The organism is Eubacterium ramulus ATCC 29099 (assembly GCF_000469345.1).
Lineage (GTDB): Bacteria > Bacillota > Clostridia > Lachnospirales > Lachnospiraceae > Eubacterium_I > Eubacterium_I ramulus.
Genome location: NZ_KI271185.1, coordinates 69,020 through 86,406, shown reverse-complemented (window position 1 = coordinate 86,406; position 17,387 = coordinate 69,020). Strand labels below are relative to the sequence as shown.

Genomic DNA, 17,387 nt, shown 5'->3' with positions numbered 1-17,387 from the left:
TCTGCTGCGGACCGGTTGGCGAAGAAATTGAGTTTTTTCATGAAAAATAAAGAGAGGAAGGGAATATATAAGTGAAAAAAGGGAGAGCAATTGCGTTATTGCCAATTGCGGTGTTTTTAGTTCTGTATTTGGGACTGGGTATTTTATTTGAATATATTATGAAGATTCCAATGGGATTTTATAATGTACCGATTGTGTTTGCTTTTTTGGTGGCAATTCTGGTGGCATGTCTGCAAAATCAAAAGGTCAGTTTTGAAGAAAAGCTTGGCATTATGGCACAGGGACTGGCAGACAAAAATATTATTACGATGCTGCTGATCTTCCTGACTGCAGGCGTGTTTGTCGGTGTGGTTGGTCGCAGTAGTGCGGAAAGTGTCGCATATTTTATGTTGTCGATCATTCCGACGAGGTTTTCTGTGGCCGTTTTATTTGGAGTGGCATGTTTTGTTTCACTTGCCATGGGAACATCCGTAGGAACGATCACCTTGCTGACACCAATTGCGGTAGCGGTATCAGCTGCTTCCGGCTTTGGACTTCCACTTTGTGTGGCGTCGGTCATTGGCGGATCCATGTTTGGCGATAATCTGTCTTTTATTTCGGATACGACGATTGCAGCCTGTAACGGTCAGGGATGTGCGATGAAGGACAAGTTCCGGGAAAATTTCTGGATTGCACTTCCAGCAGCGGTTGCGACATTACTTCTGATTTTAATTCTGTCTTTCCGGACGGACATTTCCGGAGCCGTGACAGAGAGTTATCATCTGCTTCAGATCGTGCCGTATATTCTGGTACTGGTGGGTGGAATCATCGGTGTCAATGTGTTTGTCGTGTTACTGATCGGAATTGTGTCTGGTGCGATCATTATGCTGGCGGCGGGCCATATCAGTCCGGCAGATCTGTTGGCAAATGTCGGAAACGGTGCTTCCGGGATGTTCGAGACCAGTATGGTGGCGATTCTTGTGGCAGCACTTTGTGCATTGATCCGGGAATATGGCGGATTTGATGCATTACTGGCGGGCATCCATAAAGTGTTTAAGGGAAAAAAAGGCGGTCAGCTTGGAATGGGACTGCTGGTTGGAGCCATGGATGTGGCGACCGCAAATAATACCGTGGCCATCGTTATGGCAAATCCGATTGCAAAAGAGATGGCGGAAGAGTATGGGATTACACCGCGAAAGACAGCGTCGATCCTGGATACATTTTCTGCTGTTTCCCAGGGGATTATTCCGTATGGTGCACAGATGCTGGTAGCGATTTCAGCGGCGCATGAACTGGGATACGATCTGTCGGCATTTCAGATCATGCCGAAGCTGTTTTATCCGATTCTGCTGCTGGTTAGTTCACTGATATTTATCTTCCTGGTGCCGCAGAAGGAAAGAAGAGACATATGAATTACGATGGAATGATTTACCGTCCACCAAGCGAGGCATACAGCCTGATCTTGCAGGTGACGGTGGGATGTGCACATAATCACTGCACATTTTGTACAATGTACAAAGAAAAAAGCTTTCATGTAAAGCCTTTGCGTGAAGTGGAAGAGGATTTAAAAGAAGCACGAAGCTATTACGGAAACCGCAGTCTGCGGATCTTTTTGGCAGACGGTGATGCACTTGTGCTGTCACAGGAAAAACTGTGTACGATCTTACGTCTGTGCAGACAGTATTTTCCGAAGACAGAGCGCATTACTTCTTATGGAACCGCACAGGATATTTTGCGAAAATCAAAAGAGGAACTTCAGGAGTTACATGAACTTGGTCTGGATATGATCTATCTGGGGGCAGAATCCGGAAGCCCGGAGATTCTGGAACATATCCACAAAGGTGTGACAGTGGAGGAATATGTGCGGGCAGCGGAGCGTCTGCGCGGAACCGGGATCCGCCTCAGTGTGACACTGATCTCCGGTCTTGGCGGGCAGAAAATGTTGGAAGAACATGCGGTTGCCTCGGCAAAATTAATTACAGCCATGAAACCGGACTATCTGGGATTTCTGACGTTGCTTCTGGAGCCGGGAGCACCGATGCTGCAGGAAGTAAAAGCAGGAATGATGCAGCTTCTGACACCGGCACAGGTGCTGGAAGAGATGGAGCTGTTTTTAACACATGTGGATTCGGAAGGAACTGTATTTCGTTCCAATCACGCTTCCAATTATATTTCCCTGGCAGGCAATCTGAACAGGGACATTCCGGCGATGCTGGAAAAAATTCAGAAAAGCAGGGAGCGGGATGCATTTAAAAACGAGTCTATGCGTAGATTATAAATGAATAAAATATTGTATGGCAGGAAAATTTTTCAAATTTCCTGTCATATTTTTTTGCCCTTCTGCATATAAATTACCTAGAAATAAAAGTGGAACTTTGGGTTACAGGGGATCCGGCTTTATTTCGGGAATGGAGATGGTGAAATGCGAAAAAAATGCAAAAGACCTCTCACATTTTTACTGGCGTTGCTGCTTTTTTTTTCACTGACCGGGGCATCTGTGCAGGCAGAAGAATCTACGAAAGCAGGTAGTTCTGATAAGGCACAGACGGTTGTGATACAGGAGGACAGTACGCAGAAAGAAGATGATGTGGGAGCGGCTGCATCCACGGAAGAAAATGTGCAACAGGAGATACCAGAGATAAGTTCGGAGGTACTGCAACAGGAGATACCAGAGATAAGTTCGAATGAGCTGCAACAGGAAGAATCCCGGAAAGGAGAGAGTGATAAGACAGAGGGAAACGATGCTTTGCAGGAAAAAATATCTTCCGAGAATCAAACAGGTGAAACTGTGAATGATTCAGATGAAGAAAAAGATGCACAGAATGCAGCAGGCAGCATCACAGTCGCCATTCAGGATGACATTGAGAATACCGGCACATTGACAGCACAGCTGTCCGGTAATGTATCGAATGGTATCACACTGGAATGGTACAAACATGCGGAAGGGAGCAATACCTGGACAAGGGTGGAGCGCCATAAAGTAACCGGAAATTCCTATAATATATCGGAAGATGGAACCGCACTGAATGTGGCGTTGGATAAAGGTGCCCGCTGTTACTATAAGGTTCAGGGAAAGGATGCTTCCGGTCAGTTGCTGTCGGAATCTGCGGCACTTCAGGTCAGCTACTACAACCAATTGGAAAACGGAGATTTCGAGACACCGGCTGCGACACGAAGCACCGGTTATCAGCCGTATTATTCCAATGGAACTCCGGGGCTGATATGGAAAACTACCGCCTCGGATGCGCAGATCGAATATGTCAGTGCTGCCACAGATAAGTATGACAAAAATACAGGAAAGACACATGCACGGCAGTCCCTGGATTGGCATAACGTAGAGGCAGCAGCCAGTGAAACACAGTTTGCAGAATTGAATGCAAACGAACCAGGTGCGCTGTATCAGGATGTATTGACCACACCGGGGGCGAAGCTGTACTGGCAGCTGCATCATCGGGGGCGTGGAACAACAGCCTATGACAGCAGTCAGACAGATACGATGTATGTGTTGATCATGTCTACAAAACTGGCAAAACAGTACCATGTGGATACTCAGAGTGCCGTACAGGATGTCATAGCAAATGTACGGAGCAACACCGGGAAATATCCGGGAGCATCCGTAGCAACAATTACGGATGATAATGTAAAGTGGTATCGTCACACCGGGGACTATGATGTCAGCGAAAATCAGTATCTGACCCGGTTTTTCTTTGTGGCAGGCGAAACAGCCTATGACAAAAGTGGACGCAGTGATGCAAAAGCAGGAACGGTTGGTAATCATCTGGATCATGTATCGTTCAGTGAGACGCTGCCGGATCCGAATCCGGATACCGGTCATCTGCAGATTACAAAAACAATACGTGGTCTGCCGGAGGACAATGCAGCGGATTACAGTCTGCAGTTAAAAATCACTGCACCGGATCAGAAGGAGAATCTGGTAGCATTAAATCAGTTCAGCCGTAATGAGGATGGTTCCTATTCCTGCACATACACAGAGACAAATGTGGCAGCAGGAACGTATCGTATTGAAGAAATCCTGCCTTCCGGTTTGCCGGATTATCGGGTAGATTCCACGTTTAACGGCGAAGAGGCAACGAAAGGAACTGTCACGGTGCAGGATCAGAAAACAGCCACGGCTGAGATCGTAAACACATACACCTACGATATTGTGCTGCCGCCAACCGGAATTCAGGGGACAGCAGCTCCGGTGGCTGCTGTGTTTGTGATACTGTGTGGAGCAGGTACGGGATATCTGATTTTTTTCAGGCAGAGAAAATCGTTGCACTGAAAAGAATGCGGATCAAGGATACAGATAGCATTTTGTAGGGATAATGACAGAAAAGTTGAAAAATGGAAGAAGTATCATGATGTGGAAGAGATTTTGAAAATTAGAGGAAATGAAAGGAAGGGAAACAGAATGGGCAGGCGATCCATGCGCCCGGATTCAGAAAGCCTGTGTGCGCAGTGGCGGTGGTTTCTGATCCGTTTGTTGATCCTCATCGGTATTTTATATCTGTTGTTTGGCTGTATATTTGGAATTACCACAGTCAAAAGCGAGGATATGGCGCCGCGGATCAGCGCCGGAGATCTGGTATTGTATTATCGTCTGGATAAACAACCGTTGGCGGGGGATATCATAATCTGCAACAAGAATGGGAAGCAGTATGTAGATCGCGTCATTGCGAAAGGAGGCGATTCGGTAGAAATTACAGAGGAAGGAACGGTAAAAGTGAATGGAAGTATTGTGCTGGAGCAAAATATTTTTTATGAAACACCGCAGTATGAGAGTGAGGTGAAATACCCGCTGCAACTGCAGGAAGGGGAATGTTTTGTTCTGGGAGATCACCGGGAAGGAGCAACGGACAGCCGCTATTTTGGAGCGGTGGATACACAGGAGATAAGAGGAAAAATCATTACCGTGATACGACGGAATCAGTTATAAAGGAAGGTAAGAGAATATGAACAATAAAATGATTGGATGTGTATCTGCAATGACAATGGCAGGAGTAATGGCGTTTGGCGGATTTCAGGTTCCGGCAATGGCAGCCACCGGAGGCAATGATGGTGTTGTCCGCTTCCAGAAGGTGCTGGAGATGCAAAAGGCAGCAGGCGCCAGTGTACCGGATGTGACCTATACTTATACGATTGTTCCCGGGAACGGGATTGGAGCGACAGCCACATCGCCGGAGGTCAAGCCGGGTGTCGGTACACCGATTGTTTCGGATGTATCTTACACAAATACAGATACGATCACACAGCAGGAAGTAGTAAAAACAGCAGCTATTACATTTCCGGAGGGAACTTTCCGCGCACCTGGTATTTATCGTTATGTACTGACCGAAAGTGCAAATTCAAATACCGATATCACGGATGTAGACGGCAATGTACGTTATCTGGATGTTTATGTAGTAAATGATAATGTGAATGGCGGCTGCAAAATCGATGCTTCTGTATTTACCGAGGCGGCCGTGTCTCCGACTTTTTCCGGTGATAAGCAGGCACAGTACGGAGAGAAAAATAGTGAGATCACAGATGCGTATCAGACCTATGAGCTGAGCCTGGATAAGGTTGTGGAAGGTAATATGGGTGACAAGAACCGTAAATTTAATTTTACGATCAATTTTAGTGGTCCGGCAAATACATCCTTCACCTTTGGTAATGAACTTATTACGCTGGATAGTAATGGATCTGGTTCTGTGAACCTTCAGTTGTCACATGCAGATGCAGCAGCAGAGATTACAGGTATTCCGTCCACAGTTACTTATACGGTAACAGAGAATCTGAACAGTTCCGAAGGTTATGATACCGATTTTGCAGTATCGAAAGGAACCGGTACTTCCCAGGCAGTGGCAAAAGATGAGGCAGCAAGTGATGCCGCAAAAGTAACGGCGCAGCAGCAGACCATGACGAAAGCCGATAATGCAGTAACGGTAACCAATCGCCGTGTGGCTGCCTCTCCGACCGGTGTAATGCTGAGTATAACACCATATGCATTATCGGCAGGTCTGGCTTCTCTCCTGGGAGCACTGTTTTTCCGCAGAAAAAAATTATCTTGAAAAAAGAAACAATATCATGCAGCCGGTGGGCGAAAATGTCAGAAAAAACGGTAAGGGCAGCGAATGGTGTAGTAAGCATTTTTACAGGCTGTCTTATGGCGGTATTGTTTCTATATGGTGGCTATTCGCTATGGGATACCTGGCGCATTTACCACGGCGCTTTCGTGGATGATGAACTGATGGAACTGAAGCCGGTAAAGGGGGAGGATGCGAATCCGTCCTTACAGGATCTGCAGAACATCAATGCAGATGTCTGTGCCTGGCTGACGATTGACGATACTGGCATTGATTATCCGGTAGTCCGGGGAAAAGATGATATGGAATATATCAACAAAGATGTTTATGGAAACTTTGCCCTGTCAGGATCTATTTTCCTGAGCAGTGCCAATCAACCGGATTTTACAGATCCTTATAACCTGATTTACGGACATCATATGAGCAATGGTGCCATGTTTGGCGATGTGGTGGAATTTACGGACGAGGCGTACTTTACGGCACATGAGACCGGCACATTGTATCTGCCGGAGGAAACCAGGTCGATTACAATCTTTGCCTGCGTGGAGGCGGAAGCCACAGACAGACGAATCTATGGCTATATCGCAGAACCGGACACAACCGGGCAGATGCAGGAACTTTTGTCCTATGTGAAGGAACATGCTGTGCAGTATCGGGATATCCGGGTGACAGGGGAAGATTCCGTTGTTGCCCTGTCCACTTGTGCGGAGTCTGCCACAAACGGAAGGGTGGTGTTATTCGGAAAATTGGAGAAGGTTTCTGAATAGACAAAAAGACGAATGACCGGAAAGGAGGTGCGTGAAAAACACATGAAACAGAAGACGATGAGCCGGTCTAAGATTGTGCAGTGTGATTTTGGGAAAAAAGATGCCAGGATGAATGAAAAAATCAGTGAAAATAGAAAACGAGGTGTCCTGTTGCTGTTGCTGGTTGTGCTATTCTGGTTTGTTCTGCTGGCAGTAGTGCCAGCCATGGCAGCGGAGAAAACCTGTCTGGTATCCGTTCCGGTGTCGGTGCAGCTGACAGGAACTGCAGTCGGTGGACAGACAGAGAATACACCGGTTTTTACCGTGGTAATGGAAGCTCAAAACGAGCGGAACGAGCTTCCGTTGCCAGAGCAGAACCAGATACAGATGGGAGCGGATGGGAGCGGAACATTCGATGCCATTCTGTATACAACACCGGGAGATTATCAGTATCATATCCGCCAGCTTGCCGGTACGGATCAGAATATTGAGTATGATGTCACGGAGTATGATGTGACAGTACGTGTCCTGAATGTGGAAGGCGGTGGGCTGGAAGCTGAAGTGTGGGCATTAAAATCCGGTCAGCCCGACAAACAGAGCCGGATTGTTTTCCATAATAAATGGAAAACAGAGACAACTCCGGGAACTGTGACGGAGCCGGCACAGACTGGGGTTAAAACGACGACAATGATGCGGACACCCAAAACAGATGACATTCAGCGGCCGGCAGTATATGTTGTGATGATCATTGCCGCAGCCGGGATTGCGATTGGTGTCAGTTTATACCGTAAGTACAGAAAAAAAGAAGAACTGTAAATGCAAAGAAAAGGAAGCACTTTCCCTGACAGGCGATTACTGGCTGACAGGGCAGGTGCTTCCTTTTTCAATTTACAAAACTTTCCGGGATATGGAGAGAGCACATGCTCAATCATTTGGTTTATAGTAAAAATGTCCAAACAGACGCTCTGTTTTCACTACATTGATAAAGGCATTCGGATCAGCTTCTTTCACTACTTTCCGGACTTTTTTACTCTCTGCACTGGAGACGACAGAGTATACTACCTGTCGTTCTGTATGCTCATAAGGTCCTTCGCCATCCAGAATGGTGGCACCGTGATTGGTAGCTTTTGAGATAGCCTGATATACCTGTTCTCCATGATTGGTGACAATGAAAAATGTCTCCTGCTGGTATTTTTTGTACAGAGTGTGCAGCACCTGTGTAGATGCAAACTGGAAAAGGATGGAGTAGAGTGCCTTGTCCCATCCAAACATAAATCCTGCGGCAACCAGAATGACTGCATTTAATCCGAGAATGATATTAAAGGCATCCATTCCTTTTTTCTCAGACAGATAGATGGAGATAAAATCCGTTCCTCCGGTGGTAGAACCCGTCAGCAGACAGAGACTGATAGCAAAACCATTGATAATGCCTCCGAAAATACTGATCAGCAGGACATCAGAAGTAATAGCAATGCCTGGAATCAGGTCCGTAAGTACACTGGTCAGTACAATACACAGACAGGAGTACAGGGTAAATTTTTTCCCGATAAAGCGGAAACCGATGTAGATAGGAATGGCATTCAAGATCACATTGATCACCGTGTAGGGCAGAGCAAGTCCCAGATACATCTGTGCCCCGCGCTGGATCAACAGGGAAAGTCCTGTGGCACCGCCCGGATACAGACCTCCGGTGCGTACAAAGGATTTGATATTTAACGCCATCAGTACAGAGGCAAGGCATACGACCAGCAGTCGCTTCAAATCTTTTTTTAAATCAAATTTCAAAATAAATTCCTCCTTACTAGTGGTTCCGGCCGCCTGCATGTAGTTGGAATCTGCACAAAAGCACCCTTTTCGCTGCTTTGCACCATATGGTCGATGACATCCAGCACATGTATAGCCAGGGAAGCGTTTGTACGGCTTTCACGTTTGGTGAAAATTGCGTCTGCCATTTCGGAAGGTCCGAGTCCACGGCTGTTTTCTTCGTAAGAAAAACCATAATTCAGTATCTCAGGTGCGGGATGATCTTCAAAATTTTTCTGTGCAGGAAGAAAGATCACATTGCCTCCGAAGGCATTCGGATCGGTCAGCTTCAGGATACCCTTTTTTCCGTAGATCATAAAATGTGCCAGATCATGAATCACACTGTCACCATTAATGGACAGGGTTCCGGTGATTTCATGTTCCATTTTTAATATCGAAAATACCTGGCTTTCATTTGGATAGGAAATCTTCTGACCGAAGGTCGGACTGTCCGGAAAGGTATTTGTGCGCTGTGGGGCAAGATTCCGGACCAGAGCGGATACTGATTCCACCGGTCCCAGCAGACTGACCAGGGCCGTCAGATGATACACGCTGTAATCATAGCAGATACCGCCGCCGGGCATACATAGAAACGGTGATACGCCGGAGAGATAATCAAGATCCCGGTTGGCACAGATGTCAAAGGATGTGACTTCACCGATCAGACCGTCATCAATGGCTTTCCGTGCAGTCTGTAAGGCAGCTCCCAGAAAGGTATCCGGTGCAGAACCAAGGTACAGCCCTTTGCTTTTTGCAAGGCATTGCAGATTCATGGCACTCTGTGCGGATAAGGTCATAGTTTTTTCTGTATACACATGCTTCCCGGCTTCCAGTGCCTGACGGATCAATATTTCGTGTGTCGGTGCCGGAGTCAGGATGACGACCATATCAATAGAAGGATCTTTTAAAATCTCTTCGTAGGTGCAGCCTTTGATCCCATACGCATCTGCCTTTGTTTTCGCGTGTTCTAAGTGGTTTGCACAGCAGGCAGTTACATTTAAATTATCAAAATGATGGATCATATTTTCCAGATAAATATCGCTGATGGCTCCACAGCCGACAACAGCTGTATTCAAGATTTGCTGTGTTGTATTCATGTCAGAAACCTCCCGGTAAAAAGTGTGTAGACTTGCAGAGATGCACAGAAGAATATGTCATGCATTGCATGACGTGCATCTCACAGCAAGAATGCCGAGGGCATTCTTGAAAATAGTTGCATTTGTAAATCTATGTGTGGGTATAAGTGAATCCACAATATAATGTTTAAAAATGTTCCGGGTGCTCCCGCATATATTCCCGAAAAACTTCTAAAAACAGCGGTACTGCCGGATTGCTTATTTCGTGTTCCCAGGCAATGGCCAGATCCAGTGTATCATTGCTGCTATCCAGCAAAGTAAAGGCCAGATTGTTCGCATGCATATAGCTGCGGCTGCGATAAGGCAGAATGGAAATGCCGGTGCCTGCTTCCACTGCCTGCAGCAGATTTTCATACAGATCAAACTGTTCTGTGATACGAGGATGGAAACCGATCTGTGCACACAGCTCCATGATGCGCTGATTCATGTATCTGGCATGCTCCGGATGAAAAACGAGGAATGGTTCCGTGGAGAGTTTGTCATAATCCAGAACCATTTTCTGTAACGCAGGATGATCTTTCCGAGTAACCAGACAAAAAGCGTCGGATTGGATTTTTTTGACATCCAGAGTAGAAATCTGCTGCAGATCCGGCATCATGGAATAATAGATATCCGCATCTTGTCGGGCAGCTGTCTCGGATATCTGTAAAGCATCCTGGCGCATCAGTTTGATTTTTATATGAGGATAGCGGATGTGAAACTGATTTACTACCTCCGGAAGAAACTGGTGGGTGGGAGCAGAAAGATGGCTGATACGCAGTACGGAAGGCTGTTCTTTTGCCAGATCCAGTTTTTGTTTTGCCTGTCCCATTGCATCGAGAATGGATTTTGCATCTTCGAGAAATAATTCCCCGCTGTCTGTCAGAGTGACTTTTTTTGTGCTTCGGACAAAAAGTTCTGTATCCAATTCCTTTTCCAACATTTTGATCTGATGGCTGATGGCAGGCTGGGTCAGATAAAAATCCTGGGCAGCCCGGGAAAAATTGCGATATTTAGCTACTGCGATAAAATAGGTCAGTTGTTTCTGATCCATAAGTACCTCCGGTCTGGTTATGTGATTATATTTAAAAATATTTATAAAAAATATTTATCAATAATGCAAAAATATATGAATTTCACAAAAGAAAATCTTCATGTTACAATCAATGTAACACAAAAGAGGTTAGGTGTAAACGAAAATTATGCACGAAAAATATCAGGTGTTTCCCCACCGAAGTGATTGGTTTTCGTAGAAAAGCAGAGGAGGTAAATTCAATATGGCGTTTCAGGTTATGGGAGTTACTGCAGGAAGAAAAAACAGTAATTCAGAAATTTTATTAAAAGAGGCACTGCTTGTCTGTCAGGAGATGGGAGCAGAGGTCAGAATGATCAATTTAAAGGATTACAATATCATTGACTGTAACGGATGTACATCCTGCACCATGGGAATGTCTATGGGAAAATATACCGGATGTTCCCTGGATGATGCAGATGATAAAAAGAAGATTATGGATGTGATGTTGAATCAGGACGCAGTTATTTTTTCGGCACCGACGTATGATCTTATGCCGTCATCCTTATTTTTGAAATTCATGCACAGAAATCTGGCATACGAATCAGCATTTTTAACAAAAATCGGAGCGATTGAGCCGAGAGACCGTGTGGGCGCGCTGATCGCAGTGGGTGGTTCTACCCGTTCCTGGCAGTCCATGGCACTGGAGTGCATGCAGGCAACTACATTTACAAACAGCTTTAAAATCGTGGATATGTATATGGCTACGCAGGTTCCGGCACCGGGACAGGTTCTTCTGTATGATGAAAAAATTGCACGCGCAAGAGAAATTGGAAAAAATGTTATGGAAGCACTGAATACAAAACCGGAAGAGCGGAAATGGCTGGGAGATCCGGATTACGGATGGTGTCCGAACTGCCACAGCAATTCACTGTGTCTGGGCGAGCCGCAGTGGAAAGGTCTGCAATATCCGATCGAGTGTACCGTATGTGGCGCAGGCGGAGATCTGGAGCGAACCCCGGATGGTAAATGGAAATTTGTCATCGCGGCTAACGGACTGGAGCGTGACCGTACCACAGAGGAAGGCCGTGGTGTCCATTGTGATGAAATCGCCGAGACACAGGGAGGATTTTTCATGGATCCGAAGAAACGGGAAGAAGTTGCGGCAAAATTACCAAAATATAAAGAACTGAAATTCCCGGAACTGGATTAATTCGATATTATTTTTAAGAAGAGGAGAAATTATGGCATTTACACATTTATTAAGCCCGATGAAAGTCGGCAACAAAGTATACAAAAACCGTATCGTAAGCGCACCGATGGCGTTCAGTCTGGTAGCTCAGAATCCAATGGCAGCAGAAGTTTCCTATCGTAAATTGGAGGGACCGGCAAAAGGAGGCAATGCCTGTGTTATTCTTGGTGAGACAGATGTCAACTTCCGTGACGCAGTGCGTATCCCGGGCTTCAAACCATTTGATTTTGCAAAACCGGAAGAAGATATGGCGACATTCAAAGCGGTAAAAACGTATGCTGACCGTATAAAAAAACATGATTGTATTGCACTGGCTGAGCTGGTTCATTGTGGAAAAGAAAAAGTTCCGTTCAACGATCAGCAGGAAGCGATCGGACCGGTTGACTGTGTAAACTCCGCAGGTGTTCCGGTTCGTGCAATGACGAAGGATGATATGGATCGTATTGCAAATGATTTCGCAGTGGCAGCTGTTTATATGCAGAAAGCCGGATTTGACGGAATCCTCGTTCATGGCGGACATGGATTTATCTTTACACAGTACCTTTCCCCATTAATGAATACACGTACCGATGAGTACGGTGGATCTCTGGAAAACCGTGCAAAATTCCCAATTCAGATCTGCAAAGCAATCCGTGAAGCGGTTGGCCCGGATTTCCTGTTTGAACTTCGTATCGACGGAACCGATCACCAGCCGGGCGGAATCACACCGGAAGAAACCGGAGAATTCATCCGGATGGTAGAACAGTACATTACATCTGTACATGTTACCTGTGGTATTTATGAGGAATCTGTAAAATCCGGTACAGAGTCCAGTATGTTCCATGAACACGGACTGAATATCGGACCGGCTTCTATTATTAAGAAATATACATCTCTGCCGGTAGGAGCAGTCGGTGGTATCAACTCCCCGGAGCAGGTAGATCAGGCGATTGCAGATGGCAAGATTGATTTCGCAATTTTCGGACGTCAGATGCTGGCAGACCCGGATTTTGCACAGAAATGCATGAATGGTGATGAAGCACAGATCCGACGTTGTTTAAGATGTTATAAATGTTTCCCGGGTTCCCCGGAGGAAGGCTATGATGATCTGCCATTTACCAGTGAACAGCTGGCTGTATATGTAGGTCACTGTACCATTAACCCGATGGCACATCTGCCATTTGACATTGAGCAGCTTCCGGCAGCAGAAAAAGGTTCTCAGAAGGTTCTGATCGTAGGTGGCGGTATTGCAGGTATCCAGGCGGCCATCACCGCGGCAGAACGCGGACATAAAGTAACTTTGGCAGAAAAATCTGATAAACTTGGCGGATTGCTGTATTTTACAGATGTGGATATCGACAAACCGGATCTTCGCAATTTCAAAGATATGATGATCCGCGAAGTAAAACGTCATGATGTGGAAATTCTTATGAATACAGAAGTGACACCGGAATTTGTAAAAGAGTTTGCACCGGATGCAGTAATCCTTGCAACAGGTTCTGTTCCGGCATGCCCGCCGATCAAGGGTATAGAACATGCACATCAGGCGATGGCTGTATATGACGGAACCTGTGAACCGGGCAAAAAAGTAGTCATGATCGGTGGAGGTCTGGTTGGATGCGAGACAGGACTTTATCTGCAGAAAACAGGACATGAGGTAACTGTAGTAGAGATGCTTGACCGTGTGGCAAATGAGTCTTTTGGTATGTACCGCGAGGCTCTGGTATGGGAGATGGAGAAAAATGATATGACCATGCTTCCAAAAACAAAGTGTCTGGAGATTACACCAAACAGTGTAAAGATTGAAAATGCAGATGGTGTACAGGAACTTCCGGCAGATACTGTATTGTATGCACTTGGTATGAAATCTGTAGATTACAGTGCCTTGAAAGAAGCTGCCGGAGAGGCAGAGGTATTTGTTATTGGTGATGCAATCCATCCGGGAAAAGTAGACCAGTGTACGAGAACCGGCTATATTGCAGCTCTGAAAGTTGGTGCAAGTGAGGAATCTGTGGCTTATATCCAGGAGTAGATCTTGCCTGTGTAGTTGAAAAAAGAGAAATCCGGCAATTTTGTCTCGGTCGCTAGCAATCGCTTCCTGAGAAAAAATTGCCGGATTTCTCTATTTATACGGTGAAGTATATGGATTTTTCAACTGAGGATATGCTCCATTTTACCTGCATCCTCCCCATTTACACAGTGAAGTATAGGGCTTTTTCATCCACGACGGCGCTGCGTGACAGCTAAACGCCACTTCTGCGAGTTAAAAGATGATGGAAGGTATGTAAAACTTGCAGGGAAACGGTTAGCGTGATAGGATGATTACAAAGAGAATACAGAAAATACTAGAAATTTGAAGGAATTACCACTGTGAAAAAAGCAATGAAATCCACGATGGTAGTTGCCGTTCTGGCGACGATCATATTTACAATATTATATAGGTCAACAGAAAATAGTGTGATGCTGTCACTGGCTATTACAGCGGGAACCATCAGTTATCATTTTGTTATACGTTATGTGGTGGCAGGTATTTTCAGTAGTGTGATGCAGAATCGGGCAGATTTGTCAAAAACATGGTATCAGCAGAGAACATGGGAAGAAAAATTGTACAAGAAGCTGCATGTAAAGAAGTGGAAAAGTAAGATGCCAACTTATGAACCGGAAAATTTTGATCTGAGGATACATACACCGGAAGAAATTGCAGGAGCGATGTGTCAGGCGGAACTAAGCCATGAAGTAATTGTGATATTCAGTTTTCTTCCATTGCTTACAGTTCCTGCATTTGGCGCTTTCTGGGTATTTCTGATCACATCTGTGCTGTCAGCCATGATAGATTTGTCCTTTGCTATCATGCAGCGGTATAACAGACCGAGAATTATGAAATTATGTAAAAGAAGGAAGAAAAACTAGCACGATAGGAAAAAGTATCAGTGGGATTGTTGGATCTCCTTCTTTTTTTGCAAATAATTGATGAAAAAATATCAAAAACAGTGTTATAATGAAAAAAGTTTCTCAAAAACACACATAGAAAATACATAAGAGGAAGTACAAGACATTATGACATTACGAGAACTGAAAATTGGAAAAAGTGCAGTAATTAAAACCGTAGGTGGAGAAGGTGCCCTGCGTCAGCATTTTTTAGATATGGGAATGATTCCGGGAGCAGAAGTGACGGTAGTAAAGCTTGCCCCAATGGGGGATCCGATGGAACTTCAGATTCATGGATATGAACTAACTCTGCGTCTGGAGGAAGCAGATCAGATTGAGATCGATCCGATCGGAAAACGAAGCAATGAGCACCAAAGAACGGTGAAGGAACTTGGCTCAAAGCATCCGGGCATCGGTGAGACCGGAAAGTTTCATTCGAAAAAAGATGAAAATCCATTGCCGGAAGGCACAAAACTGACCTATGCGCTGGTGGGCAATCAGAACTGCGGAAAAACGACTTTGTTTAATCAGCTGACCGGATCGAATCAGCATGTAGGAAATTTTCCAGGTGTTACGGTTGACAGAAAGGATGGTTCGATCAAAGGACATCCGGAGACAGATGTGACGGATCTGCCGGGTATTTATTCCATGTCTCCGTACAGCAGTGAAGAAATCGTATCCAGGAATTTTGTGCTGGATGAAAAGCCAAAAGCAATCATTAATATTCTGGATGCGACGAATATTGAGCGAAATCTGTATCTGACGATGCAGCTTCTGGAGATGGATATCCCGATGGTAGTTGCCCTGAATATGATGGATGAAGTGATTGGAAATCAGGGCTCCATAGATGTCAACGGCATGGAAGCACTGCTTGGTGTTCCGGTGATTCCGATATCGGCAGCTAAAAATCAGGGTGTGGACGAGCTTGTCCGTCATGCATTACATATTGCAAAATATCAGGAGCGACCGCTTCGTCAGGATTTCTGTGATAAAAATGATCATAACGGATCTGTGCACCGTTGCATTCATGCAGTGATTCATCTGATTGAAGATCATGCACAGGCAGCACAGATTCCGGTGCGGTTTGCGGCAACCAAAGCGATTGAGGGAGATCACCTGATCCTGGAGCAGTTAAAGCTGGATCAGAACGAGCGGGAGATGCTGGAGCATATCGTACAGCAGATGGAGACAGAACGTGAAGTTGACCGGAGTGCAGCGATTGCTGATATGCGGTTTGATTTTATTGAACGTCTGTGTGAACAGACTGTGGTAAAACCAAAAGAGAGTAAGGAACGTATCCGGAGTGAGAAGATTGACCGGATTCTGACAGGAAAATACACGGCGATCCCGTGTTTTGTTGGAATCATGGTACTGGTGTTTTATCTGACCTTCAATGTGATCGGGGCAGGTTTGCAGACCCTGCTGGAGATGGGAATCGATAAGCTGGCTGATATCGTGGATGCGGCGATGACAGCAACCCATGTAAATGGAGCTATGCACAGTCTTGTTATTGACGGTATTTTTAACGGTGTTGGAAGTGTGCTGAGCTTTTTACCGATCATCGTGACACTGTTTTTCTTCCTGTCTCTGATGGAAGACAGTGGTTATATTGCCAGAGTGGCCTTTGTCATGGACAAATTGCTGCGCAAGATCGGACTTTCGGGTCGAAGTATTGTACCAATGCTGATCGGATTTGGTTGTACCGTTCCAGCGGTTATGGCAACACGAACCCTGACCAGTGAGCGGGATCGGAAGATGACGATTCTGTTGACTCCATTTATGAGTTGTACAGCAAAGCTGCCGATTTACTCGTTCTTTGTCAGTGCATTTTTCCCGAAACGCGGTGGCTTTATCATGGCAGGATTGTATTTGCTTGGCATCGGTGTCGGAATTTTGATCTCATTCCTTTATAAAGGAACATTATTTAAAGGCGAGCCGGTTCCGTTTGTTATGGAGCTGCCGAATTACCGCCTGCCGGGGGCAAAAAATGTGACACAGCTTCTGTGGGAAAAAGCAAAAGACTTCCTGCAGCGTGCATTTTCGGTTATTTTTATTGCAACGATCGTGGTTTGGTTCCTGCAGAGTTTTGATCTGCATATGAATATGGTAACGGATTCCGCAGACAGTATCCTGGCAGCAGTGGCCGGTGTGCTGGTGCCGGTTTTCCGCCCGCTCGGTATGGGCGACTGGAGGATCTGTACTTCCCTGATCAGCGGTTTTATTGCAAAAGAGAGTGTGGTATCTACGCTGGAAGTGCTGTTTGCTGGAAGTATTGGTACGGTAATCACATCCCTGACAGCAGCCTCAATACTGGTATTCAGCCTCTTGTATACACCATGTGTGGCAGCCATTGCATCAATCAAGCGGGAACTTGGAACAAAATGGGCCATCGGTGTGGTGATCTGGCAGTGTGTGATTGCATGGCTGGCAGCACTGGTGGTACACCTTATCGGTTTGATGATCGGGCTGGTTTAGAAGAATATGTCAGCTTTCGCTGACCAGAAT

14 protein-coding genes are annotated in these 17,387 nt (G+C 45.6%); 11 read left to right on the top strand and 3 right to left on the bottom strand.

What is annotated here, in order from left to right:
* Positions 1–71: 71 nt before the first annotated feature.
* The 7 genes from HMPREF0373_RS14525 (at position 72) to HMPREF0373_RS14495 (ending at position 7,609) form a co-directional block, all read left to right on the top strand.
* Positions 72–1,391, top strand: a complete 1,320-nt coding sequence (locus tag HMPREF0373_RS14525) for a Na+/H+ antiporter NhaC family protein (protein WP_021740534.1) — start codon at positions 72–74, stop codon at positions 1,389–1,391.
* On the top strand, positions 1,388–2,257 hold the full coding sequence (locus HMPREF0373_RS14520) for a radical SAM protein (RefSeq protein WP_021740533.1): 870 nt from the start codon (positions 1,388–1,390) through the stop codon (positions 2,255–2,257). The genes HMPREF0373_RS14525 and HMPREF0373_RS14520 overlap by 4 nt, the downstream gene beginning before the upstream one ends.
* Before the next feature lie 144 nt (positions 2,258–2,401).
* Complete coding sequence (locus HMPREF0373_RS14515; protein ID WP_021740532.1) at positions 2,402–4,264, top strand: hypothetical protein; 1,863 nt, start codon at positions 2,402–2,404, stop codon at positions 4,262–4,264.
* Between the two features lie 129 nt (positions 4,265–4,393).
* Complete coding sequence (gene lepB / locus HMPREF0373_RS14510) at positions 4,394–4,918, top strand: signal peptidase I (protein WP_022035475.1); 525 nt, start codon at positions 4,394–4,396, stop codon at positions 4,916–4,918.
* Positions 4,919–4,934: 16 nt separating this feature from the next.
* Positions 4,935–6,032: a DUF7601 domain-containing protein gene (locus tag HMPREF0373_RS14505; RefSeq protein ID WP_021740530.1), complete on the top strand. Its 1,098-nt coding sequence runs from the start codon at positions 4,935–4,937 to the stop codon at positions 6,030–6,032.
* 35 nt (positions 6,033–6,067) lie between these two features.
* Positions 6,068–6,814 carry a class B sortase gene (gene srtB, locus HMPREF0373_RS14500; protein ID WP_021740529.1) on the top strand — a complete coding sequence of 249 codons (747 nt, stop codon included), beginning with the start codon at positions 6,068–6,070 and terminating at the stop codon, positions 6,812–6,814.
* Between the two features lie 42 nt (positions 6,815–6,856).
* On the top strand, positions 6,857–7,609 hold the full coding sequence (locus tag HMPREF0373_RS14495; protein WP_167618711.1) for a Spy0128 family protein: 753 nt from the start codon (positions 6,857–6,859) through the stop codon (positions 7,607–7,609).
* A 108-nt stretch (positions 7,610–7,717) separates the two neighbouring features.
* On the opposite strand, the gene HMPREF0373_RS14490 is transcribed toward HMPREF0373_RS14495, so the two are convergent.
* The 3 genes from HMPREF0373_RS14490 to HMPREF0373_RS14480 all read right to left on the bottom strand — a co-directional run bounded on the left by HMPREF0373_RS14490 (position 7,718) and on the right by HMPREF0373_RS14480 (position 10,765).
* The gene (locus HMPREF0373_RS14490) at positions 7,718–8,578 is read right to left on the bottom strand and encodes a YitT family protein (protein ID WP_021740527.1); all 861 of its coding nucleotides are present in this window, start codon (positions 8,576–8,578) and stop codon (positions 7,718–7,720) included.
* Positions 8,575–9,693 carry a Gfo/Idh/MocA family protein gene (locus tag HMPREF0373_RS16575; RefSeq protein ID WP_021740526.1) on the bottom strand — a complete coding sequence of 373 codons (1,119 nt, stop codon included), beginning with the start codon at positions 9,691–9,693 and terminating at the stop codon, positions 8,575–8,577. The genes HMPREF0373_RS14490 and HMPREF0373_RS16575 overlap by 4 nt, the downstream gene beginning before the upstream one ends.
* A 166-nt stretch (positions 9,694–9,859) precedes the next feature.
* Positions 9,860–10,765, bottom strand: coding sequence for a LysR family transcriptional regulator (locus tag HMPREF0373_RS14480; protein ID WP_044964752.1), 906 nt, complete (start codon positions 10,763–10,765; stop codon positions 9,860–9,862).
* A 223-nt stretch (positions 10,766–10,988) separates the two neighbouring features.
* Between HMPREF0373_RS14480 and HMPREF0373_RS14475 the strand changes: the two genes are divergently transcribed.
* The 4 genes from HMPREF0373_RS14475 to feoB all read left to right on the top strand — a co-directional run bounded on the left by HMPREF0373_RS14475 (position 10,989) and on the right by feoB (position 17,357).
* On the top strand, positions 10,989–11,936 hold the full coding sequence (locus HMPREF0373_RS14475; RefSeq protein ID WP_021740523.1) for a flavodoxin family protein: 948 nt from the start codon (positions 10,989–10,991) through the stop codon (positions 11,934–11,936).
* Positions 11,937–11,967: 31 nt separating this feature from the next.
* Positions 11,968–13,986: an oxidoreductase gene (locus tag HMPREF0373_RS14470; protein WP_044964749.1), complete on the top strand. Its 2,019-nt coding sequence runs from the start codon at positions 11,968–11,970 to the stop codon at positions 13,984–13,986.
* Positions 13,987–14,324: 338 nt separating this feature from the next.
* Positions 14,325–14,864, top strand: a complete 540-nt coding sequence (locus HMPREF0373_RS14465; protein ID WP_242831221.1) for a glycosyl-4,4'-diaponeurosporenoate acyltransferase CrtO family protein — start codon at positions 14,325–14,327, stop codon at positions 14,862–14,864.
* Positions 14,865–15,011: 147 nt separating this feature from the next.
* Positions 15,012–17,357, top strand: coding sequence for a ferrous iron transport protein B (gene feoB, locus HMPREF0373_RS14460; protein WP_021740519.1), 2,346 nt, complete (start codon positions 15,012–15,014; stop codon positions 17,355–17,357).
* The last annotated feature ends 30 nt before the right edge of the window (positions 17,358–17,387 follow it).